The sequence below is a fragment of the Nocardioides sp. cx-169 genome (genome assembly GCF_021083605.1).
In the GTDB taxonomy this organism is placed as follows: domain Bacteria; phylum Actinomycetota; class Actinomycetes; order Propionibacteriales; family Nocardioidaceae; genus Nocardioides.
Genome location: NZ_JAJNRO010000005.1, coordinates 81,913 through 104,236, shown reverse-complemented (window position 1 = coordinate 104,236; position 22,324 = coordinate 81,913). Strand labels below are relative to the sequence as shown.

17 protein-coding genes are annotated in these 22,324 nt (G+C 72.9%); 7 read left to right on the top strand and 10 right to left on the bottom strand.

The window, feature by feature from the left end:
* The first annotated feature begins 15 nt into the window (after positions 1-15).
* Positions 16-753, top strand: coding sequence for a hypothetical protein (locus LRP67_RS10410; protein ID WP_231270110.1), 738 nt, complete (start codon positions 16-18; stop codon positions 751-753).
* A 20-nt stretch (positions 754-773) separates the two neighbouring features.
* Here the strand turns inward: LRP67_RS10410 and LRP67_RS10405 are convergent, their stop codons facing one another.
* Entirely contained in the window at positions 774-1,475 is a 702-nt protein-coding gene (locus LRP67_RS10405) for a hypothetical protein (protein WP_231270109.1), read from the bottom strand.
* A gap of 151 nt (positions 1,476-1,626) precedes the next feature.
* On the opposite strand from LRP67_RS10405, the gene LRP67_RS10400 reads away from it, so the two are divergent.
* Positions 1,627-2,691 carry a GNAT family N-acetyltransferase gene (locus LRP67_RS10400; RefSeq protein ID WP_231270108.1) on the top strand — a complete coding sequence of 355 codons (1,065 nt, stop codon included), beginning with the start codon at positions 1,627-1,629 and terminating at the stop codon, positions 2,689-2,691.
* Here LRP67_RS10400 and LRP67_RS10395 read toward each other — a convergent pair.
* Together LRP67_RS10395 and lepA are read right to left on the bottom strand one after the other, a co-directional pair.
* On the bottom strand, positions 2,621-3,505 hold the full coding sequence (locus LRP67_RS10395; RefSeq protein ID WP_231270107.1) for a JmjC domain-containing protein: 885 nt from the start codon (positions 3,503-3,505) through the stop codon (positions 2,621-2,623). The genes LRP67_RS10400 and LRP67_RS10395 overlap by 71 nt on opposite strands.
* 152 nt (positions 3,506-3,657) lie before the next feature.
* Positions 3,658-5,535, bottom strand: coding sequence for a translation elongation factor 4 (gene lepA, locus LRP67_RS10390; RefSeq protein WP_374107410.1), 1,878 nt, complete (start codon positions 5,533-5,535; stop codon positions 3,658-3,660).
* Positions 5,536-5,594: 59 nt separating this feature from the next.
* Here lepA and LRP67_RS10385 point away from each other — a divergent pair, with 59 nt between their 5' ends.
* Both LRP67_RS10385 and rpsT read left to right on the top strand, forming a co-directional pair.
* Positions 5,595-6,542 carry a phosphotransferase gene (locus LRP67_RS10385; RefSeq protein ID WP_231270106.1) on the top strand — a complete coding sequence of 316 codons (948 nt, stop codon included), beginning with the start codon at positions 5,595-5,597 and terminating at the stop codon, positions 6,540-6,542.
* Between the two features lie 127 nt (positions 6,543-6,669).
* The gene (gene rpsT / locus LRP67_RS10380) at positions 6,670-6,930 is read left to right on the top strand and encodes a 30S ribosomal protein S20 (protein ID WP_231270105.1); all 261 of its coding nucleotides are present in this window, start codon (positions 6,670-6,672) and stop codon (positions 6,928-6,930) included.
* A gap of 63 nt (positions 6,931-6,993) precedes the next feature.
* Here rpsT and holA read toward each other — a convergent pair whose 3' ends face one another.
* From holA to leuS, 5 genes are all read right to left on the bottom strand, one after another.
* Positions 6,994-7,968: a DNA polymerase III subunit delta gene (holA, locus tag LRP67_RS10375; RefSeq protein WP_231270104.1), complete on the bottom strand. Its 975-nt coding sequence runs from the start codon at positions 7,966-7,968 to the stop codon at positions 6,994-6,996.
* A gap of 41 nt (positions 7,969-8,009) precedes the next feature.
* The gene (locus LRP67_RS10370; protein ID WP_231270103.1) at positions 8,010-10,265 is read right to left on the bottom strand and encodes a ComEC/Rec2 family competence protein; all 2,256 of its coding nucleotides are present in this window, start codon (positions 10,263-10,265) and stop codon (positions 8,010-8,012) included.
* A gap of 52 nt (positions 10,266-10,317) precedes the next feature.
* On the bottom strand, positions 10,318-11,310 hold the full coding sequence (locus LRP67_RS10365; RefSeq protein WP_231270102.1) for a helix-hairpin-helix domain-containing protein: 993 nt from the start codon (positions 11,308-11,310) through the stop codon (positions 10,318-10,320).
* 242 nt (positions 11,311-11,552) lie between these two features.
* A complete protein-coding gene (locus tag LRP67_RS10360; RefSeq protein ID WP_231270101.1) occupies positions 11,553-12,407 on the bottom strand; it encodes a DegV family protein in 855 nt (284 codons plus the stop codon).
* A 24-nt stretch (positions 12,408-12,431) separates the two neighbouring features.
* Complete coding sequence (leuS, locus tag LRP67_RS10355) at positions 12,432-14,906, bottom strand: leucine--tRNA ligase (RefSeq protein WP_231270100.1); 2,475 nt, start codon at positions 14,904-14,906, stop codon at positions 12,432-12,434.
* A gap of 175 nt (positions 14,907-15,081) precedes the next feature.
* On the opposite strand from leuS, the gene LRP67_RS10350 reads away from it, so the two are divergent.
* Positions 15,082-15,843, top strand: coding sequence for an SDR family NAD(P)-dependent oxidoreductase (locus LRP67_RS10350; RefSeq protein ID WP_231270099.1), 762 nt, complete (start codon positions 15,082-15,084; stop codon positions 15,841-15,843).
* Between the two features lie 222 nt (positions 15,844-16,065).
* Positions 16,066-17,754: an alkaline phosphatase gene (locus LRP67_RS10345; RefSeq protein ID WP_231270098.1), complete on the top strand. Its 1,689-nt coding sequence runs from the start codon at positions 16,066-16,068 to the stop codon at positions 17,752-17,754.
* Positions 17,755-17,824: 70 nt separating this feature from the next.
* On the opposite strand, the gene LRP67_RS10340 is transcribed toward LRP67_RS10345, so the two are convergent.
* On the bottom strand, positions 17,825-18,751 hold the full coding sequence (locus LRP67_RS10340; protein WP_231270097.1) for an AraC family transcriptional regulator: 927 nt from the start codon (positions 18,749-18,751) through the stop codon (positions 17,825-17,827).
* A gap of 395 nt (positions 18,752-19,146) precedes the next feature.
* Between LRP67_RS10340 and LRP67_RS10335 the strand changes: the two genes are divergently transcribed.
* A complete protein-coding gene (locus LRP67_RS10335) occupies positions 19,147-20,607 on the top strand; it encodes an NAD(P)/FAD-dependent oxidoreductase (protein WP_231270096.1) in 1,461 nt (486 codons plus the stop codon).
* A 9-nt stretch (positions 20,608-20,616) separates the two neighbouring features.
* Here LRP67_RS10335 and LRP67_RS10330 read toward each other — a convergent pair whose 3' ends face one another.
* Positions 20,617-22,257: an acyl-CoA synthetase gene (locus LRP67_RS10330; protein ID WP_231270095.1), complete on the bottom strand. Its 1,641-nt coding sequence runs from the start codon at positions 22,255-22,257 to the stop codon at positions 20,617-20,619.
* Positions 22,258-22,324: the final 67 nt, after the last annotated feature.

Here is a 22,324-nt window from a genome sequence, read left to right as displayed (position 1 = left end):
GACTCAGGGGGGCCGATGCACCGACGCTTCGCGACGCTGCTCGTCGCATCACTGGGCTGTCTCCTGGTGCTCACCGGCTGTTCGGATCTGAGGGCCCAGCTCTCGGGCGAGCAGTCCTCCGAGCCGGCGAACGAGGCGGCCGCGCCGCCTCCCCCGCTGGTGACCGAGTCGTGGGGCACCGTCGACGGGCTGCTCTCGGTGATCGTGCGCAACCCCTCCCGGCGGACCCTGCGCTACGCGGCCGCCACCGTCACGGCGCGTGACGCGAGCGGGGTGAGCGTCGGGTCGTCGAGGGCCGAGGCGGAGCCTCGAGACTGCTGCGTGGTCGCCGACCTGCCCCCGGGCGCGACGTACGGCCTGTACGTCGACATCGGGACCGACGGCGGGGCGGTCCAGGAGGTCGAGGTCGCCTTCCGCGACGTGGCGTGGCGCGCCCCCTCCCCCACGAAGCCGCCGCCGATGGAGGCGACGGCGATCCGTCTGACCGCAGGGGCCAGCGGCGCGGTGGTCCTCGCCGACGTCGCGACCCCCGGTGGGTCCGTCGACGAGGCAGTCGTCCAGGCCCACCTCGTGGACGCCCAAGGCGAGTTCCTCGCCGTGGTCTCCGGTCGCTGGGCCTGCTTCGCGGCAGCCGGAAGCCGCCGCATCGAGATGCAGCTCTTCCACCCCGTGCCACCGGGGACCGAGGTGGCGTCGGTGGTCGCCTACCCCGCGCTCTCCCCGGCGCGGCCCGCGCCGGGGTGCACCGGCTGATCGCCTCAGGCTCGACACGTTCAGCTGGACGTCTGCCGGAACAGCCAGCCGAGCGGGCGTGCCGCCGGCTCGTCACTCGCGTCCTGGCGGTAGCTCACGCGCGACGTCGGGCCGCCCTCGTGCTGCCCTGACGTCCGAGCCGGCTCCTGGGCTGACGTCGTCGTCGACCGCTCGACCTCGGCCAGCGTCTTGCCCGGCACCGACGCCTGATCCGGCACGGCCGGCGTGGACGCCCCCGTGGGGTCCGCCGGGCCAGTCGGGCCAGTCGGGTCAGTCGGGCCAGTCGGGTCGGGTGTCTCAGAGGTCTCGGACGTCCGGGGCGCCGGCTCGGCTCGGATCCGCTCGAGCGTCTTGGCCAAGGCGTCGACCGAGCGCAGCGCTCCCTCGAGATGAGCGCCGAACTCGCGCACACTGCCCTCGATGCCGACGAGGACGGACTCCAGGCGCCCTCGCACCAGGTCCGCCTCGTCGCGGGCGACGCCCACGATGCCCTCGGCGCGCTGCTCAGCCTCCCCCAGCAGCTCCACCGAGAGGGCCTGGGCCTCGGCGACGAGCTGGTCTGCCTCGGCGGCCGCCTCACGCTTGAGCCGGCCGGCCTCCGCCAGCAGTGCGTCGACATCGCGCAGTCCGCGGATGTTCTCGCGCAGCGACTGGGCACGCTCGGCGGCGGTGCTGCTGTCGTCGACCGCGGGCGGCGCGGTGATGGACGGTTGTTCGGTCATGCGGTGTTCCCCCCAAAGGCGAGTCCGGAGGCTGCGGTGGCGGCTCGGACTCGTGCTGGTGTTGCCGGTGGCCTCGTGGGCCGGTCCCGCCCGCGAGGGGCGGCTGTCGAACGCTGCCTCACGCGGCAGCGTCGTGATCTAGGCTCCTTCCGTGTCGACGTCGGGCGAGGTCTCGTGGCTCGAGGTCGGAGCGCTCGACGAGCACGCCGTGGCCTGGGACGCCCTGGTCTCCCGCCAGCCGCTCGCCTCGCCGTTCCTGCGCAGCTTCTGGCTCGGCTGGGTGACGGACCCGGCCGCCAGCACCTTCCTGCTGATGCTGCAGGACGGTGAGCTGCTCGGCGGAGTGCCGCTGGCGCGCGACCGCCTGGTGGGCATCGACCGCTACCGGTTCGCGGGGCAGGGCGTCCTGTGCCCCGACCATCTCGACCTGGTCGCGGCGCCCGGTCGCGAGCCCGAGGTCCAGCGCGGGCTGCGGCAGTGGTTCGACCGACCCGGGCAGCGGCTGCTGGACCTGGTCGGCCTGGCCCCGGACGCGCGCCTGGCGGCGGCCCTGCCCGGCGCCCCGCAGCCCGTCGACCTGGCGCCGTACCAGCCACTGCCGGAGCCTGGCCAGGACTATCTCGCTTCGCGTTCGTCGAACTTCCGTCGGGCGACCCGCAAGGCCGACCGCCGGCTCGGCGAGGCCGGCTACGTCCACACCCGTGTCGCCGCGGCCGACGTGCCGGACGCGCTCGCCGCACTGCACCGGCTGCACGAGACCCGGGACGGTCGCGGCCCCTTGCTGGAGCTCCTGCCCACGCTCACCGGAGCCTTCGCCGAGGGCGTCGCACGCGGCGAGGCCCGGGTGGACCTGCTGGCCTCGCCGGACGAGGTGGTCGCCGTGTCGCTCGCGTTCACCGCCGACCGACGGCTGAGCCTGTACCAGGTGGCGCGGTCGACCAACCGCGCGCACGGCAGTGCCGCGACCGTGCTGCTCCACCGCGTCATCGCCGACGCGGTCGAGGCCGGCTTCACCGAGCTCGACCTGCTCCGGGGCGCGGAGGAGTACAAGTCGTCGTACGCCGACCAGGCGCGGCCGGTGCTGCGGCTGCGGGTCGCTCACGGGGTGCTCGCTCACGGTCTCGTCGGGCTCTGGGCCCTGGCGCTCAGTGCGAGCCACCGGCTGCGGCTCCTGAGAGACCGAGCCGACGCTTCGCGCCGCCGTAACCCTTCATGAACGCGACTTTGGCGCCGTCGCGCACCGGCGACCGCCCGTAGGGCCGCGGGTCGATCCCGAGCCGCTGCACCTTGGTGTTGAACGCCTGGACGAGGGACTCGCGCTCGTTGTCGTCGTTGAAGAAGGTCACGGTCATGGACAGCGATGTGTCGTCGTAGTTGGTGATCCAGTGCGGCGTGTACGGCGGGATGTAGCAGCCGTCCCCGGGACCGATCTCGTACTCGGCAGTGACCTCGGGCAGGGTGGAGAACCGGCCGAAGTCCCCGCGCCAGTACGACCGGACGTGGCTCTCGCGCTGCTCCTCGTCGGCGAACCGGCCGAAGCCCAGCAGCCGGGTGCCCTCGAGCTGCATGCAGAAGCTGTGCTCGATGTCGAAGTGCGCCGCGGTCACCGCCTGGGGCGAGCTCGCGAAGAGGAACCCCATCCGGCGCCGCAGGCTGGCGGTCGGAAGGCCCGACGTGGCGGCCAGGCCGTCGATGATGTCGTCGACGAGCCGGCGGTAGCGATCCACCTGCTGGATGTGCAGCAGCGTGAACCAGGAGCTGTTCGTGGCGATGTCGCGGATCTGGGCGGCGACGTCGTCCACCGTCACCGCGACCCCGGCGGCAGCACCGGCCGCGAGCGGCTTGTCGCCGACCTCCGCGGAGACCGAGGCCGGGGGCAGCTCGGCGCTGAGCTGCGCGATCGCGTCGAGGGTGAGCAAGCGGTTGCCCACCAGGCCGTGGCGGAACCGCGTGGGCTCACGCGCCGCGAGCCGCTGCTCGAAGTCTCGACCGACCTGCGGACCCAAGGCGTGGATGGGCGTCGTGCTCATGGTTCCCCCCAACGTGCTGATGAGGGCCCCCCAGCCCCTGACGAACGGGCGAACCAGAGTTCCCCCGAGAGTCCATTACCCGTACGACGGACTCTTACGCGTGTTCAACACCCCGAAGACGTGATAGTTACGGCGCCTAGATGTGATATGGCTCACTTCTTGCCGGACTTCTCCCCGGTGGGAGCGTTGGAGAGCGCCGCAATGAACGCCTCCTGGGGGACCTCGACGCGGCCGACCATCTTCATCCGCTTCTTGCCCTCCTTCTGCTTCTCGAGCAGCTTGCGCTTGCGGGTGATGTCGCCGCCGTAGCACTTGGCGAGCACGTCCTTGCGGATCGCGCGGATGTTCTCGCGGGCGATGACCCGGGCGCCGATGGCGGCCTGGATCGGCACCTCGAACTGCTGGCGCGGGATGAGCTCCTTGAGCTTGCCCGCCAGCATCACGCCGTAGGAGTAGGCAGCGTCCTTGTGCACGATCGCGGAGAAGGCGTCAACGGGCTCGCCCTGCAGCAGGATGTCGACCTTGACCAGGTCGGCGGCCTGGTCGCCGGCGCGTTCGTAGTCGAGTGAGGCGTAGCCCTTGGTGCGCGACTTCAGCTGGTCGAAGAAGTCGAACACGATCTCGCCCATGGGCAGCGTGTAGCGCATCTCGACGCGATCCTCGGAGAGGTAGTCCATCCCCTGCAGGTTGCCGCGCTTGGACTGGCACAGCTCCATGATCGTGCCGATGTAGTCGGCAGGGCTCAGGATCGTGGCGCGCACGACGGGCTCGCGCACCTCGGCAATCTTGCCGTCGGGGTACTCGCTCGGGTTGGTCACCTCGATGACCTTGCCGTCCTCCATGACGACCTCGTAGACCACGTTGGGTGCGGTCGAGATGAGGTCGAGGTTGAACTCCCGCTCGAGGCGCTCGCGCACGATCTCCATGTGCAGCAGCCCGAGGAAGCCGCAGCGGAAGCCAAAGCCCAGAGCACCCGAGGTCTCGGGCTCGTAGGCCAGCGCGGCGTCGTTGAGCTGCAGGCGCTCCAGGGCGTCGCGCAGGGTCGGGTAGTCGTCGCCGTCGATGGGGTAGAGCCCGGAGTAGACCATCGGGTTGGGGTGCTTGTAGCCGCCCAGTGGCTCGCTCGCGCCGTGATGCTGACTGGTGACGGTGTCGCCGACGCGCGACTGCCGCACGTCCTTCACCCCGGTGATGAGGTAGCCGACCTCGCCGACCCCCAGGTCGGTCGACTTCACGGGCTCGGGGCTGATGACGCCGACCTCGAGCATCTCGTGCACCACGCCGTTGGACATCATCTTGATCCGGTCGCGGTGGCTGAGCTTGCCGTCGACCACACGGACGTAGGTGACGACGCCACGGTAGGTGTCGTAGACGGAGTCGAAGATCAGGGCGCGAGGCGGGGCCTCGGGATCGCCCACGGGGGCCGGGGTCTGGCGGACGATCTCGTTGAGGAGCGCCTCGACGCCGAGGCCGGTCTTGGCCGAGGTCTGGAGCACGTCGGCCGGGTCGCACCCGATGATGCCGGCGAGCTCGGCGGCGTACTTCTCCGGCTGCGCCGAGGGCAGGTCGATCTTGTTGAGCACCGGGATGATGTGCAGATCGGCACCGAGGGCGAGGTACAGGTTGGCCAGCGTCTGCGCCTCGATGCCCTGGGCGGCGTCGACCAGCAGGACCGCGGCCTCGCAGGCCTCGAGCGAGCGCGACACCTCGTAGGTGAAGTCGACGTGGCCGGGGGTGTCGATCATGTTGAGCACGTAGGTGCCCGGCTCGGCGCCCTGCTCGTTGCCGGCCGGAACGGTCCAGGGCATCCGGACCGCCTGGCTCTTGATCGTGATGCCGCGCTCACGCTCGATGTCCATGCGGTCGAGGTACTGGGCACGCGCCGCCCGGGCGTCGACCACGCCCGTGAGCTGCAGCATCCTGTCGGCCAGCGTGGACTTTCCGTGGTCGATGTGCGCGATGATGCAGAAGTTGCGCAGGATCGCGGGGTCGGTGTGGCCCGGAGGGGGCGCGGCGGAGGGCTTGGACACGATGCCCGATCCTCCCACGCGGGTGGGTGGGAGCGAGAATCCGATGCCGGTGCCGGAGGATGGGCGCCGTGATCCCGTCCCCGATCCCCCATGGCCGGACCGCCCGACGCCTCGAGTGGGCCCACCTGCCACCTCACGTGCGAGCCCTGGTGGAGCAGCGCTGCGGCTCCCCCGTCGTCGACGCCCGCTCACAGGGGGCCGGCTTCACGCCGGGGTTCGCGTCGGTGCTGACCTGCGAGGACGGCTCACGACACTTCATCAAGGCCGCCTCGGCCAAGGCCCAGCGGATGTTCGCGCACTCCTACCGCGAGGAGGCGCGCAAGCTGGCCGCGCTGCCGTCGGCCACCCCTGCCCCCCGGCTGCTGTGGCTGCACGACGCCGACGACTGGGTCGTCCTCGGCCTGGAGCACGTGGAGGCCCGCAACCCGCGGCGTCCGTGGCGCGCCAAGGACCTGGAGGCGGCCGTGGCGATGCTGACCCGGACCGCCGAGGTCCTCACGCCGGCGCCGGGTCCGCTGTCGCACGAGCGTTTCGAGGTCGAGTTCGCCGAGTTCCCCGGCTTCTGGGGCCACATCCGGGCCACCCGTCCCGACCTGCCGCACCTGGAGGAGGCGGCCGCGCTCGCCGCGCGCTTCGCGGAGGTGACGGCCGGCGACACCCTCGTGCACACCGACGTGCGCGACGACAACATCCTGCTGGGCGCGGACGGCTCGGCCGTGCTGTGCGACTGGAACTGGCCGGTCGTGGGCGCCGCCTGGCTCGACACCGTGTTCCTGATGATCGGCCCTCGCGGGGACGGCCTGGACGTCGACGCCGCCCTGGCCGCCGCCCCGCTGACCGCCGAGGTGCCCGCCGAGCACGTGGACATCGTGCTGGCGCTGCTGGCGGCGTACTTCTTCAGACAGGGTGACGAGCCCATCCCGCCGACCTCGCCGCACCTGCGCGACGCGCAGCGCTGGCAGGGCGAGGTCGTGTGGGAATGGCTGTGCGAGCGACGCAGCTGGTGATGGCGCCGGCTGATTTGGGGGGCCGGGCGACCCGCTGCTAATCTTGTCCGTCGCGTGTCCGGCAGCAGCCTGCGCCGACCGCTTCCACGACCTGAGACAGCATCCACCCGGAGACGAAGGCGCACCTGTGGCGAACATCAAGAGCCAGATCAAGCGGAACAAGCAGAACGAGAAGCGTCACGAGCGCAACAAGGCGGTCAAGAGCAACCTCAAGACCGCCGTGCGCAAGTTCCGCGAGGCCGCCGAGGCCGGTGACAAGGACCAGGCGATCGCCCTGAGCCGCGAGGCCGCCCGCAAGCTGGACAAGGCCGCCTCCAAGGGCGTCATCCACAAGAACCAGGCCGCGAACCGCAAGTCCTCGCTGTTCAAGAAGGCCGCCTCGCTCTGACCTAAGCCCAGCGACTGCGCCGACCCGCCCGACATCCTCGGGCGGGTCTGCTGCATTTCGGGCTCAGTGCTGGTCGCGCAGAGCGGTGACGGTGAGGACCAGCCGCTCCAGGGTGTACGAGGGGTCGCTCGCCGCCCCCTTGATGTCGGCGTCGGCCTTGGCCACCGCGCGGATCACCCGGCACAGCCCGGCGTCGGACCAGCCGCGGGACTGCTCACGCAGCGAGCGGAGCTTCCACGGGGGCACGCCGACCTCCCGGGCGAGGTCGGCCTCGCGCATGCCGCGCACGGCGCCCCGGTAGCGGGCCAGGCCGCGCGCGCTGCCGGCGAACGCCGAGGTGACGAGCACCGCCGCCGTGCCTCCGTCCAGCGCCCAGCGGAGCTCCTCCAGAGCGGCCTGGCGCTTGCCGGAGAACGCCGCGTCCGCGACCGCGAACGACTTGGCCTCCGCGCGGCCACCGAAGTACTGCTTGACCCGATCGGTTGTCAGGCTCTGGCCCAGGAAGTCGTTGGTGAGCTGGTGGGCCGCGGCCGCGAGCGAGCGCAGGTCGTGGCCGACGGCGGTCACCAGGAACGACGCGGCCTCCTGGTCGATGCTCGACCCGTGGCGGCGGACCTCGGCGGCGACGAAGCCCGCGAACTCCGAGGGGCGCAGCTCGTCGGACTTGGACTCGCTGACGCCCTTCAGCTTGCGCAGCTTGGTGAGCATGCCGGAGCCCTTCTGCCCGCCCCCGTGGGCCAGCACCAGGGCGACGTCGTCGGCCGGCGCCGCCGCATAGCCCAACAGTCCCTCGACCGACTCCTCGGGCAGGTGCTCGAGGTTGCGCACGACCACGCAGCGCACGGTGGAGAACAGCGACGGCGCCGAGAGCTCCCCCAGCGTGCCGAGAGTGAGGTCGGAGGCCATCGTCTCGGAGAGCTCCGCCTCCGCGTCGTGGGCGCGCACGGCCTCGCGCACCGCGGAGATCGTGCGCTCGTTGAGGAACTCCTCCTTGCCGGTCACGAGGGTGACCCGACCGAGGACGTCACCGGCGCGCATGGCGTCAGCCTGCCACAGCCCACCGACACCGGATGCGGCGGTCAGCGGGTCACGGTCGACACCTCGCCGCCATCGGCCACGACCAGCACGTCGCCGTCGAGGTCGGTGCGCAGGACGCGGCCGCCGGCCTCGGCCAGGGCATCCAGGACGCTGCCCGCCGGGTGCCCGTAGCCGTTGCCGGCGCCGACCGACACGAGCGCGACCTCGGCCTCCAGGGAGGTCAGCAGGCCCAGGTCCTGGTAGCGGCTGCCGTGGTGCGGGACCTTGAGCACGTCGACGTCCAGACCCGCCAGCACCGGGGCGAGCGCCGACTGGCCCTCCGGCTCGAGGTCGCCGGTCAGCAGCACGCGCACGCCGCGCACCTCGGCCAGCAGCACCACGCTGGCGTCGTTGGCCCGGCTGCCGTCGCCCGCGCCGACCTCCGTGCGCCCCGGCGGCGGCCAGAGGACCTGCAGCGTGACCGCGCCCACGGTGCGCGTCCCGGCGTACGGCGCGACCAGCGGAGCCAACCCCGACTCCCCTGCCACCTCGCCGACCTGCTCGACCCCGGACGGGGGGTCCGGGGTCGAGCTGGTCTCGACGGCGCCGACCCGTCGCCCGGCCAGCACCCCAGCCAGGCCGTCGACGTGGTCGGCGTGGAAGTGGGTCAGCACGAGCAGCGGCACCTCCTCGATCCCCAGCCGGTCCAGGCAGCCGTCGACGGCGTCCGCGTCGGGCCCGGCGTCGACCACGACTCCCTCGTCGCGGCCCGCACGCAGCACGAGCGCGTCGCCCTGCCCGACGTCGCACATCGCGAGGACCCAGCCCGGCGCCGGCCAGCCCGGGGTGGGCAAGGGCACCAGGACGACCGCGAGCAGCAGGGCGAACAGCCCGGCCCCCCTTGCCGGACGGCGCAGGAGCCAGGGCAGAGCCAGGGCCAGCGCGACGCACACCGAGCAGAGCAGGGCGAGGGTCACGACGCCGGCGCCCCAGTCGATCGCGGCCCCCGGCAGGTCGGCACCCCCGCGCGCCACGGCAACCACCCAGGCCACGCACCAGGCCGAGCCGGTGCCGAAGAGGCGGCCCGCCGGGGGCAGCAGCAGCCCCACCAGGCCACCGGCCAACCCCAGCACCGTCGCCGGCCCCACGAGGGGTGCCACCGCGAGGTTGGCCACCACGGCGACCAGGCTGACCTGACCGGACAGAGCCGCCACGACGGGCGTGCACGCCAGCTGCGCCGCTGCCGGGACCGCGACCGCCTCAGCCGCCCACCGCGGCAGCCACCCGCTCATCGCGTCGCGCCACCCGGGGGCGAGCACGACGATGCCGGCGGTCGCCAGCACGGATAGGGCGAAGCCGGCGGAGACCGCCAGCCCGGGCTGGACCAGGAGCAACACCACCACCGCCACTCCCAGCGCTCGGAAGGCGCGCTGCCGGCCGTCGACCCCCATTGCCAGAAGCCCCACCGCGCCCATGACCGCCGCGCGGAGCACGCTCGGTTCGGTGCGGGCGAGCAGGACGAAGCCGACGATTCCCGCCGCCCCCACGACGTGCAGCCACCGGCCGCGGACCCCGCACCACCGGGCCAGCAGCATCAGGAAGCCCACGACGAGCGTCAGGTTCGTGCCGGACACCGCAGTCAGGTGCGTCAGCCCCGTCGTACGGAAGTCCGCGGCGAGGTCGGGATCCAGGCCGGCGTCGTCGCCGTCGACCAGTGCGGGGACCAGTGCCCGCTGGTCGTCGGGCCGGTGGGCCACCGCCTCTCGGATCGAGGCCCGGACGGCGCTGGCCGCCCGCCACCACACGTCCGGGGGTGAGCGCATGACGGGGTCGCGCGCCGAGGTGAGGACGCCGGCCAGGTCGGCTCCGTCGGCCGCGACGAGCAGTCCCGACGTCGTGACCGAGGAGCCGAGCGGGGCGTGGCGCCACGACTCCCCGCCGATCACGAGCACCGGGGTGGCGAGCCGGTGGCTGCGCCCGCGGCCCGTGACCTCGCGGACCTCGAGCCGCACGAGCACCTGCTCCCCGAACCCTCCGGCCACGGGCCGGGGATCCGAGGTCACGGTGCCCGTGATGCTGGCCCCGGCGCGTTGCCGGGCCAGGTCGCCGACCGGGTTCTCGGCCACCGCCTCGTGACGCAGCAGCGTGCCTCCCGCCACGGCCGCCGCCACGAGGGTCAGCGCCAGCACGGTGGCCGGCGCGCGTCGGACGGCGAGGAGCACGAGCGCCGCGAGCGCCGCGAGAAGCAGCCAGACCCACGCCCCGAGGAGGTGGGCACCGATGCCGGCGAGCCAGCCGGCCGCCCCGAGCGCCGGCATCCTCAGGTCGTGCCGACCGCGCGGATCCTGCCGCCCTCCCCCGTCGTCCACGTCAGATGGTCACGTACGGCGCGATCCGCGCCAGCGTGGCGTCCCCGATGCCGTCGACCTCGAGCAGCTCCTCCACCGAGGAGAAGCCGCCGTGCTCGTCGCGCCAGGCGAGGATGGCCTGGGCGGTCACCGGACCGACCTCGGGCAAGGTCTCCAGCTCGGCCTGGTCGGCCGCGTTGAGGCTGACCAGCGGCGGGGCGGCGCCCCCGGGCGCTGGCGCCGGCAGCGACGCAGACCCGCCGCTCGGCGCCGCGGATCCCACGAGGACTTGCTCACCGTCGACCAGCGGGCGCGCCAGGTTGAGCGAGGTCAGGTTCACCCCCGGCCGCGCTCCCCCGGCGGCCTCGATCGCGTCGACCACCCGGGCGCCCGCGTCGAGCACCTGGATGCCCGGCCGACGTACCTTGCCCGCGACGTCGACGGTCAGCGGCGCAGCCGGAGCCACGGTCGCTGCCGGCGAGGCGGGGGACGGCTCGGGTACCGCCACCAGGGCCCCCGTCGCCGCGGACGCCAGCGGCCGAGCCATCGATGCCGGATCGGCCCGCCCGCGCACGACCCACCACGCGGTCGCCGCCAGGCCCAGCGCGACCAGCACGGCCACCACCGTCACCTGCGCTGGGCCCAGCAGCACCCGGCCCCGCAGCGGGTCGGGCAGGGCACCGGCGACCACCCGTCGGCGACGCGCCGCGTGGCGCCCCGGCATGGGAACCGCCGGTGGCGCGGCCGAGTCGCCCTCCTGCCCCCACGCGGGCGGTGGGCGGTCCGGGGCCTGGTGCGGTACGACGGTCAGCGGGCGGCGGGCAGGAGCCACGCGGGTGTGCCCCTCCCACCACTCGCCGCCCGCGGCGGGGTCGACCGCCCCGGTGACCTTCTCGGTGGTCTCCGGGGCGGCCGCCCGGTCCTCGGTGCGAGACACGGCCAGCTCCGCGCTCAGTTGGGCCAACCGGCGCGCGACCGCCTCGTCGTGCTCGTGCTGGGCTCGTCGGGTACGCATGGGGCGACGTTAGGGAGACCGGCGGACATCGGGCCGAGGCCGCCGAGGCGCCTGTGGACAGGCCCCGACGAGCGGCGTACCTGTGGACGGCCCCTGGCTTGCGGAGGCGCCAGCCCGGGGCGGTGCCCCACCCCGGTCGAGGCAGGCCGACCCGGGAGCTTCTGGGCCGGAACCTGCGCTTCTGGGCCGTTGTTCCGCCCCGGAAGCGCAGGTTTACCAGCAGATGCTGAAAAACCTGCCCGCTACCGCCGAGGCGACACGCAGACCGCGATCATCCCCGGCCCGACGTGCGCGCCGAGGACCGCGCCGAGCTCACCGCACCAGGGCTCGCGCCCCTCGAGGTTGCCGGCGAGGCGGTCGGTGAGGCGCTCGACGAGGGCGCCCGCACGGTCGGGGTTGGCAAGGTGAGCCACGCACAGGTCGATGGGGGCGCCGCCGGCGGCCTCGACGGCCAGCTCCTCGAGGCGGGCGAGGGCGCGGGTGCTGGTGCGGACCTTCTCCAACGGGGCGACCACCCCGTCCTCGATCTGCAGCAGCGGCTTGACGGCGAGCGCTCCGCCGAAGAGCGCCGAGGCGGTGCCGATGCGGCCGCCCCGGCGCAGGTACTCCAGCGTGTCGACGTAGAAGAGCGAGCGGGACGCGTCGGCGCGGCGACGCGCGGCCTCCGCCGCCGCCTCGACCGAGGCGCCCTGGCCGATGGCGTCGGCGGCCGCGAGGGCGGCGTACCCGGTGGCCACGCCGACCTGCCGGCTGTCGACACACTCGACGCGCACCGGCGCGTCGCGCGCGGCGAGCTGCGCGGACTCGAAGGTGCCGCTCATGTCGCCGGAGATGTGCACGGACACGATCTGCTTGGCCCCGGCGAGGGCCGCCCGCTCGTAGGCGTCCAGCATCGCCGCGGGCGCGGGCCGCGAGGTGCTCACCGGCTTGAACTCGCGCAGCGCCTGCGCGACCTTGTCCGGCGTCGCCTCCTGGGAGCCCTCGTCGAAGGAGCGCGCGCCGATCACCACCTGCAGAGGGACCACGAGGATCCCGCGCTGCGCCGCCACCTCCGCGGGGAGCGTGGCGGTCGAGTCCGTGACGACGGCGACCGACATGAGCCGAACAGTAGCGACCCCGGCTCAGACGACGATGTTGACCAGTTTGGGGGCGCGCACGATCACCTTGCGAATCTCCCGCCCGTCCACAGCCCGCCGTACGCCTTCGTCGGCCAGGGCCAGCGCCTCCAGGTCGGCCGCGGAGATGTCCGGCGCGACCTCCAGGCGGCCGCGGACCTTGCCCTGCACCTGGACGACGGCCGTGACCGACTCCTCCACCAACAGTGCCTCGTCGACGACGGGCCAGCCGGCGCGCGCCACGGTCGGCTGGTGGCCTAGCCGCTCCCACATCTCCTCGGCGGTGTACGGCGCCACCAGCGACAGCAGGATCGCCACGGCCTCCACGGCCTCGCGCACCGCCGGGTCGGCGCCGCCGGCTCCCGAGTCGATGGCCTTGCGGGTCGCGTTGACCAGCTCCATCGTGCGGGCCACCATCACGTTGAACCGGTGGATCTCGACCAGGTTCTCGGCCTCGTGCAGCGTGCGGTGGGTCAGCCGCCGCAGCGTCACGTCCCCGCCCGCCGGGTCGGCGCCCGGCTCGCTGGTGACGTCGCCGCTCAGGCGCCAGGCGCGCTGCAGGAAGCGCAGCGACCCACCGGGCGACACGTCCGCCCAGTCGATGTTGTCCTCGGGCGGACTCGCGAAGACCAGCGTCAGGCGCACTGCGTCGACCCCGAACTCCGCAAGTTGGTCCCCCAAGCTGACGCCGTTGCCCAGCGACTTGCTCATCTTGCGGCCGTTGTTGATCACCTTGCCCTGGGACAGGTACGCCGAGAACGGCTCGTCCCAGTCGACCATGCCCATGTCGCGCAGGGCCTTGGTGAAGAAGCGGGCGTAGAGCAGGTGCAGCACCGCGTGCTCGTCGCCGCCGACGTACAGGTCGACGGGGCCCCACGCGTTGGCCAGGCCGGTGTCGAAGGGCTGGGTGTCGTCGTGCGGCGAGACGTAGCGGAAGAAGTACCACGACGAGTCCACGAACGTGTCCATGGTGTCGGTGTCGCGCGTCGCCGGGCCGCCACAGGTCGGGCAGGTGACGTTGACCCACTCGGTGGCCGCACCCAGCGGCGAGGTGCCCTTGGGCTTCAGGTCGGCGCCGCGCAGCTCCGGCAGCTCGACCGGCAGCTGGTCGTCGGGCACAGCGACCTCGCCGTCCACCGGGCAGTGGATGATCGGGATCGGGGCGCCCCAGTAGCGCTGCCGCGAGAGCAGCCAGTCGCGCAGCCGGAAGTTGACCGTGCCGCGGCCCAGGCCCTTGCGCTCCAGGTAGGCGATGGTGGTCGACTTCGCCTCGTCGACGCCCATGCCGGACAGGTCGATCTCGTCGTTGGCCGAGTTGATGGCGGGGCCGTCGCCGGTGAACGCGTCGCCCTCCCAGTCGGCGGGCGGCTCGACGGTGCGGATGATCGGCAGGTCGAAGGCCTGGGCGAAGTCCCAGTCGCGCTGGTCCTGACCGGGTACGGCCATGATCGCGCCGGTGCCGTAGTCGGCCAGCACGTAGTCGGAGGCGTAGACCGGGATCCGGGTCCCGGTCAGCGGGTTGGTGGCGTGGACGCCCAGGAAGACACCGGTCTTGGGCCGGTCGGTGGCCAGCCGGTTGATCTCGGTCTCCTTGCGGACCTCGACCAGGTAGTCCTCCAGCCCGGGGCGCTGCTCGTCGGTGACCAGCTCGGAGGCCAGCGCCGCGTCGGCGGCGACGACCATGAACGTGGCCCCGAACAGCGTGTCGGGCCGGGTCGTGTAGACGGTCAGCGGCTCCTCGCGGCCCTCGATCACGAAGTCGACGTGCGCGCCCTCGGAGCGACCGATCCAGTTGCGCTGGGAGTTGACGACCTTGTCCGACCAGGTCGGCTGCAGGTCGTCCAGGCAGTCCAGCAGCTCTTGGGCGTAGGCCGTGGTGCGGAAGTACCACTGCGTCAGCTCACGCTTGGTCACCTCGGCGCCGCAGCGCTCGCACGCGCCGTCGACGACCTGCTCGTTGGCCAGCACGGTCTGGTCGTTGGGGCACCAGTTGACCCAGCTGTTCTTGCGGTAGGCCAGGCCCTTCTCGTGGAAGCGCAGGAACAGCCACTGCGTCCAGCGGTAGTACTCCGGGTCGGAGGTGTTGAAGCGCCGCGACCAGTCGAAGCTCACGCCGTAGCGCTGGAAGGACTCCAGCTGCGTGGCGATGTTGCCGTAGGTGTAGTCGGCCGGGTGCGCGTCGTTGCGGATGGCGGCGTTCTCGGCGGGCAGGCCAAAGGAGTCCCAGCCCATGGGGTTCAGGACCTCGTAGCCCTTCTGCCACCAGTAGCGCGCGATCACGTCGTGCAGCGCCGTGACCTCCGCGTGGCCCATGTGCAGGTCACCACTGGGGTAGGGAAACATCGTCAGGGCGTACTTCTTCTCGCGCGGCGAGTCGTCGTGGGCGCGGAACGGGTCCAGCTCCTCCCAGACCGGCTGCCACTTGCGCTCGGTGGCGGCGACGTCATAGGTCGCGGTCTCGTCGTGCTGCTGCTCGCTCATCGGTGTCTCTCTCCGCTGTCGGTGCGTGCTGGCTGCTGCCCTGGGGCACAAAAAAGCCCCTCGGTCACGAGGGGCAGCCGCGTCGGTGCGTGGGTGAACGACGCGGCTAGGTAAGGAGCAGGTTCCTGCACATGCCTTCAGCCTACCCGAAACGGCGTGCCCTAAAGTCGCCGCTATGACCGTGAGCGACATGTTCAGGCTGGACGGCAAGGTGGCCGTGGTGACGGGCGCCTCGAGCGGGCTGGGGGTGGCCTTTGCCCAGGGGTTGGCCGAGGCCGGCGCCGACGTGGCGCTGGGGGCGCGCCGCGTCGACCGGCTCGCCGACACCGCCGCCCTGGTCGAGACCGCCGGGCGCCGCGCCCTCGCCGTCGCCACGGATGTGGCCGACCCCGACTCCTGCACCCACCTGGTGGCCCTGGCCATGGAGGAGTTCGGCCGGGTCGACATCCTCGTCAACAATGCGGGGATCGGCACCGCCGCTCCCGCCACCCGCGAGGAGCCCGACGAGTTCCGCCGCGTGATCGAGGTCAACCTCAACGGCTGCTACTGGATGGCCCAGGCGTGCGGGCGCGTGATGCAGCCCGGATCCAGCATCATCAACATCTCCTCGGTGCTCGGCCTGACCACCGCGGGGCTCCCCCAGGCGGCGTACGCCGCGTCGAAGGCCGGCCTGATCGGCCTCACCCGCGACCTGGCCCAGCAGTGGACCGGCCGCAAGGGCATCCGGGTCAACGCCATCGCCCCCGGGTTCTTCGACTCCGAGATGACCGAGCAGTACCCGCCCGGCTACCTCGAGTCGCAGGCCCCGCGCCTGATCGCCGGCCGCAAGGGCGATCCCGCCGAGCTCGCCGCGACCGTCGTCTTCCTCGCCTCCGACGCCGCCGGCTACATCACCGGCCAGACCCTCCCCGTCGACGGCGGCATGACCATCACCTGATCGCGATCGCGCCAACGGGCGCGGTCGTCGGTGGTCGAGCAGCGACCACGACCGAGCCTGCGAGGTCGTGACGGAGCGTGTCGAGACCCCGGTGAGCCGGATGCCGACCCGCACCGTCCGCGCGCACACGTCACCTCACCGTCATCCGGGCTCCACCCGGGCGACCGCGCTCCGCCGCCTGCGGACGAGACCTTTCGCTCGACATCGACGAAAGGACACACCGTGCCGCGCACACCTACCTCCCTGATGGCGACGGGGGCCCTGACCGGGCTCCTCGCGATCGGCGCCCTCGCAACCTCCGCCGCCAGCCCCGCGCCCGAGGTCGGCTCCGGCCAGGACCGCTCGGCGCAGCTCGCGGCGAGGATCGACCCGGCCGAGCCGAAGAGCGTCATCCTGCTCATCGGCGACGGCATGGACGACTCCATGATCACCGCTGCCCGCGACTACGCCCTGGGCGCCGACGGGCGCTTCGCTCTCGACAGCCTTCCCTTCACCGGCGCCATGACGACCCACGGCCTCAAGGTCGGGCCCGGACCGGACTACCCGGTCGCCTACGTCTCGGACTCCGCTCCCACGGCCAGCGGCTGGTCGACGGGCAGGAAGACCGTCGACGGGCGGCTCTCCCAGGGCCCGAGCACCGCGACCACTGTCCCCGGCGAGGACTACCGGACCGTGCTGGAGCAGTTCCAGGAGGCCGGCAAGCTGACCGGCGACATCACCACCTCCGAGATCACCGACGCCACCCCGGCCGCGGCCGCGGCCCACATCAACGCCCGCGCCTGCAAGGGCCCGACGGACATGACGAGCTGCCTGCCGGCGAAGAAGTCCAACGGCGGCAAGGGCTCGATCGCCGAGCAGCTGGTCGACCACGAGGTCGACGTCCTCCTCGGCGGCGGCATGAGCAGCTACACCCAGTCCACCGACGCCGGCGGCGGCGAGACGGTCCTGTCGTACGCACAGCAGGAGCACGGCTACCGCGTGCTCCAGGACGAGCACGACCTCGCCGCCGTGACCTCCTTGGAGGACGGGCCCGTGCTGGGTCTCTTCGCGCCGGCGAACCTGACACCGATGAACGACCCCCTCGTCGCCACACCACCTCCGGGCGCGGGAAGCGCGACCACCGAGTGCACACCGGCCGACCGTGGCGACCAGCCGGACCTGTCGACCATGACGCGGAAGGCGATCGAGCTGCTGGACAACCCCGATGGGTTCTTCCTACAGGCCGAGAGCGCGATGATCGACAAGCAGGAGCACGCCACCGACATCTGCGGCGCGATCGGCGACCTGGTCGAGCTGGACGAGGCCGTCCGGGTCGCGCTGGACTACCAGGCCGAGCACCCGGACACGCTGATCATCGTCACGGGGGACCACGCGCACTCCACCCAGATCGTCGGCGGCAGCGGCGACGGCAAGCTGACCGCCACCCTGAGGACCGCCGACGGCGACCCGCTGACGGTGGCCTACTCGACCTCCGACACCGGCTCGGACCACACCGGCGCCCAGATCCGTGTCGCGGCCTCGGGTCCCCAGGCGGCCAACGTCACCGGCGTGATCGACCAGACCGACCTCTACGCGACGATGCTCGGCCGTACACCCAGCACGCTCCCGGGTCCCGGGCAGCCACAGCCCTTGGCCCCCCAGGCGGCCGTCGCGTCGCCGCCCGCGTTGTCTCGCGGCGCCCTGCGCCGAGCCGGTCTGCCGGTCTCGGTGGCCGCCGCCGGCTCGACCAAGGTGACCGTGCATCTGCTCGGCAAGGGCAGGGTCCTGGCGTCTCGCAAGGTCGGACGCGAGGGCGGCGACGTACGCCTGCGGACGAGGCGGACCGTCACCGGCCAGCTCGTGGTCAAGGTCGTCGCCACCGGCCCGGGCGGCAGCGACGTCGCCACCCGCAGGGTCCGCATCACCCGCTGATGTCGATGCCCCGCTGACCCGTCACCAACTGCTGACGGGTCAGCGGGGGTCGGCGTGAGCTTGTGACGGGTCAGCGGTCGAGCCAGCGCCGCCGGGCGTGGAGGTACGCCGCCGCGTCGGCGTACCCGAGTCGGGCCGCGACCTCGGCGACCGGCATCGTGGCGCGACCGGCGTGCAGGGCGTACGCCAGCGACGAGCGGACCTCGTCGAGCAGCACCCGGTAGCCGACCCCCTCCCCGGCCAGGCGCCGCCGGAGCTGACGCTCGCTGAGAGCCAGGGCGGCCGCGACCTCGGGCATCGGCGCGCCCTCGGGGAGCCGCTGCGTGATGAGGACCCGGACGTCCTGGGCCAGCCCGGTGCGCGCGCGGCGCGCGTCGACGACGTCCTCGCACATGCGCGCGGCCAGCTCCAGCCGCTCCGCGCTGCGCTGCGGCAGCGGCCGGTCGAGCTGGTCCATGGCGAACTCCAACCGCGCCGCCCCGTCGTTGGTGGTCAGCTCGCCTCCGACCCCGCCCGGCACCAGCGAGTCCAGCACCGTGCGCACCGCGCTCGCGTCGCGCTCGACGAGGAAGCGCCGCACGTCGGCGGGCAGCTCGGCGCCGTCCAGCGTCACGACCACCCGGTCCCCCGCCAGGACGGCGCGCGGGATCGCGAACGCGAAGCTCAGGTCGATGAAGCGCAGCGCGACCACCATCGCGTCCAGGACGGTCCGGCTCGCCAGCAGCGCGAACCCGAACGCCCCGAAGGTGGCCGCCTGGTAGCGCTCGCCCACGTCGGCGCCGACCTCGCCGAGGAGGCGGTGCAGCGTCCGTACGACGCGCAGCTCCTGCGCGGCGGTCACCTCGCCGCCGAGGGCCTCGGCGCGCAGTCCGGTCCCGAGCAGCACCCGGTGCGCGGCGACGCCGCGAGCCCCGGCGTACTCCACGAGCAGCCCGACGCCCGCCGCGGAGCGCGGGAAGTGCCACCCCTCGGCGGCGGGGTCGGGCAGGAGGTCCATGTCGGGGATTATCGGCGATCGGCGGCAGAGCGCCGCGCCGTCGCCGGCTCGGTCCACGAACCGCCGGACGAGTCGGTGCAGGGTGCCCAGGGTGCGCGACGTGGCAGGCACTCCCAGATGGCGCTCGACGTGCCCGGTGGGGTCGCCCGACTGCCGGTCAGGCCTGCGCCCGTTGCTGAATAGGTAACCCGGCCCCGTGAGCACCACGTCGGGCTGCGTAGACGACGGTGCCGTTGGTCTGAAGCTGGTGGCCGACCGCGCCCACTCCGGGCGAAGGCCGCCTCCAGGCTCGGTCGATCGGGGCATACCGAGAGCGCCGAGGCATGTCCGGAACTATCAACCGGGTCACCCTCGGTGCCTCCCCGGGCCCGGTCCGCGGCCCTACGTTCGGGGCCATGAGCATCCGCATCGTCGTCATCGGCGCCGGCTTCGGCGGCCTCGGCGCGGTCCATGCCCTCAAGCAGGCCGGTCTCACGGAGATCACCGTTCTGGAGCGCGCCGACGATGTCGGCGGCGTGTGGCGCGACAACACCTACCCCGGCGCCGCCTGCGACGTCCCCTCGCCGCTCTACTCGTGGTCGTGGGCGCTCAACCCCGGCTGGACCCGCCGCTACGCGAGGCAGCCGGAGATCCTGGACTACCTGCGCGCCTCCGCCCAGCGCGAGGGTCTGCTCGCCCACGTGCGCACCGGCGTCGAGGTCACCGCCCTCACCTACGACGAGGCGGAGTGCGTCTGGCACGTCGAGACCGCCGAGGGCACGACGTACGACGCCGAGGTGGTCGTCTCCGCCGTCGGCCAGCTCTCCAACCCCGCCGTCCCGCGCCTCCCCGGCGCGGAGACCTTCGCCGGGCCGGCGTTCCACTCCGCCCACTGGCGCCACGACGTGGACCTGCGCGGCGCGCGGGTCGCGGTGGTGGGCACCGGCGCCAGCGCGATCCAGCTGGTGCCCGGCATCGTCGACGACGTGGCCGCGATGACCGTCTTCCAGCGATCGGCGCCCTATGTCATCCCCAAGCCCGACCGGGGCTACCGGCCTGTGCACCACCGCGCCTTCGAGCGGTTCCCACGGCTGCTGGCCGCCGAGCGGCGCTCATGGTTCTGGCTGACCGAGCTCTACAACGCCGCGCTGGGTGGGGTCTCGCCGGTGTCGCGCCCGCTCCTGGCCACCGTGCGGGCGGTGTGGCGGCTGACCCTGCGCCGGCAGGTGCCCGACCCCGACCTGCGCCGGCGGCTCGTGCCGGAGTACCCCCTGGGGTGCAAGCGGTTGCTCTTCTCCAACGACTGGTACCCCGCGCTCGCCCGCGACCACGTCGAGGTCGTCACCGACGCGGTGGCCGGCGTCCAGCCTGGCGGCGTGCGCACCGCCGACGGCCGCCTGCACGAGGTGGACGTGCTGATCTGGGGCACCGGGTTCGCGGCCACGGACTTCCTGGCACCGATGCGGGTGACCGGAGTGGGCGGCGCCGACCTGCATGAGCTGTGGAGCGACGGCGCCCGCGCCCATCTCGGCATCAGCGTGCCCGGCTTCCCGCAGCTTTTCTGCATCTACGGCCCCAACACCAACCTCGGCGGCAGCTCGATCATCGCGATGATGGAGGCCCAGGCCGGGTACGTCGCCGAGGTGGCACGGCACCTCGCCGACGGCGGACCGCGCGCTCTCGCCGTGCGGCCCGAGGTCGCGCAGGCCTACGACCACGAGATGCAGTCGCGCCTGCGGCGCAGCGCCTGGGCCGGCTGCGACAACTGGTACGCCGACGGCGCCCGAATCACCACCAACTGGCCGGGGCTCGTGGACGAGTACCGCGCCCGCACCGCCCACGTCGACTGGGATGAGCTCGAGGACGTCGCGCGATGAGCAGTGGGCTCAGCCGACCGCCTGGGCCCGCGCCCAGCGGTAGTCGGCCTTGCCCGACGGCGAGCGCTCCATCTCCCCCACCCGCACGATCGCCTTCGGCACCTTGTAGCGCGCGATGTGCCGCCCGGCCTCGGCCAGCAGGTCCTCGTCGGTGACGTCGGCGCCCTCCGCGAGCTGGACGATGCCCACGACCTCGCTGCCCCAACGCTCGGACGGTCGGCCGACGACGACGACGTCGCGCACGGCCGGGTGCGCCGCGAGCGCCCGCTCGACCTCCTCGACGAAGATCTTCTCGCCACCGGAGTTGACCGTCACGCCGTCGCGGCCGAGCAGCTCGATGCGCCCGTCCTCGAGGACGTCGGCGCGGTCTCCCGGCACCGACCACCGGACCCCGTCGACGACGGGAAAGGTGCGCGCGGTCTTCTCGGCGTCGCCGAGGTAGCCCAGCGGGATCCGGCCGGTGCGCGCCAGCCAGCCGCCACGCTCGCCGGGCCCAAGCAGGCGGGTCAGGTCACCGCTCAGGACCGCCGTGTCCTCCTGCGCCTCGAACACGGCCGGCTCGGCCTCGGCGCCCTTGAACGAGTAGACGTTGAGCTGGATCCCGGTCTCGCTGGAGCCCACCGTGTCGCGGATCATGAGGTGTGGCAGCGCCGCGAGCAGGCGGCTGCGCACGGTCGGCGACAGCGGGGCGCCCCCGTTGCTGAACGCCGCGACGCAGGACAGGTCGTAGTCGCGACGCTCGAGCTCCTCCACCAGCGGCCGGGCCACGGCGTCGCCCACGACCGGGATCGCCAGGCACCGCTCCCGCGCGGCCACGCCCAGCGCGTCGGCGGGGACCAGGCGGTGCACGTCGTCGGGGATCACGATCTTGCCCCCGGTCGTGAACATGTGGAACGCCGACCACTGCGCCGCGCCGTGCATGAACGGCGGCAGCATCAGCATGGTCGTGCCGCCGTTCGCGTCGACGGCGGCCTGCGCGATCTCCTCGTACGACGCGTACGGCGTGGTGGTGCCGAACGGCAGCCCGCCCATCGCGGAGACGAAGACGTCGTCGTGGCGCCACACGACGCCCTTCGGCATCCCGGTCGTGCCGCCGGTGTACATGATGAACAGGTCGTCGCCGGACGGCTCCGGCATCGCACCGGAGGGTGCCGGGGTGCCGACGACGTCGGCGTAGTCGACCGCGCCCGGCAGCAGCGCGTGGCCGCTCTCGTCGGCCACCTGCACCAGCACCCTCAGCCCCGCCACCCGGTCGCGCAGTGCGGCCACCTGCGGCGCGAACTCCGCGGCGTACACGAGCGCGTCGGTCCCCGCGTCCTCGAGCAGGTAGAGCAGCTCCTCCTCCACGTAGCGGTAGTTGATGTTGTACGGCGCCACGCGGGCGCGCCAGGCCCCCACCAGCGTCTCCAGGTACTCGTTGCCGTTGCGCAGGTAGATCCCCAGGTGGCTCTGGCCGGACTCGTGCCCGGCCAGAGCGTCGCGCTCGGTGTGGCACCCGAGCCCCTGCGACACGAGGAAGTGCGCCACCCCGTCCATGCGGGCGTCTGCCTCGGCGTACGTGAGCCGCCGGTCGCGCCAGACCAGGACCTCCTGGTCCGGGACCGCCCGGGCCACCGTGCGGAACACCGTCGAGAGGTTGAAGCCGGGCATGCGCGCTCCTGCGGTGGACGGCCGAGACTCAACTAGAACAGGTTCCAGGCACTGTAGCGGCCGTCAC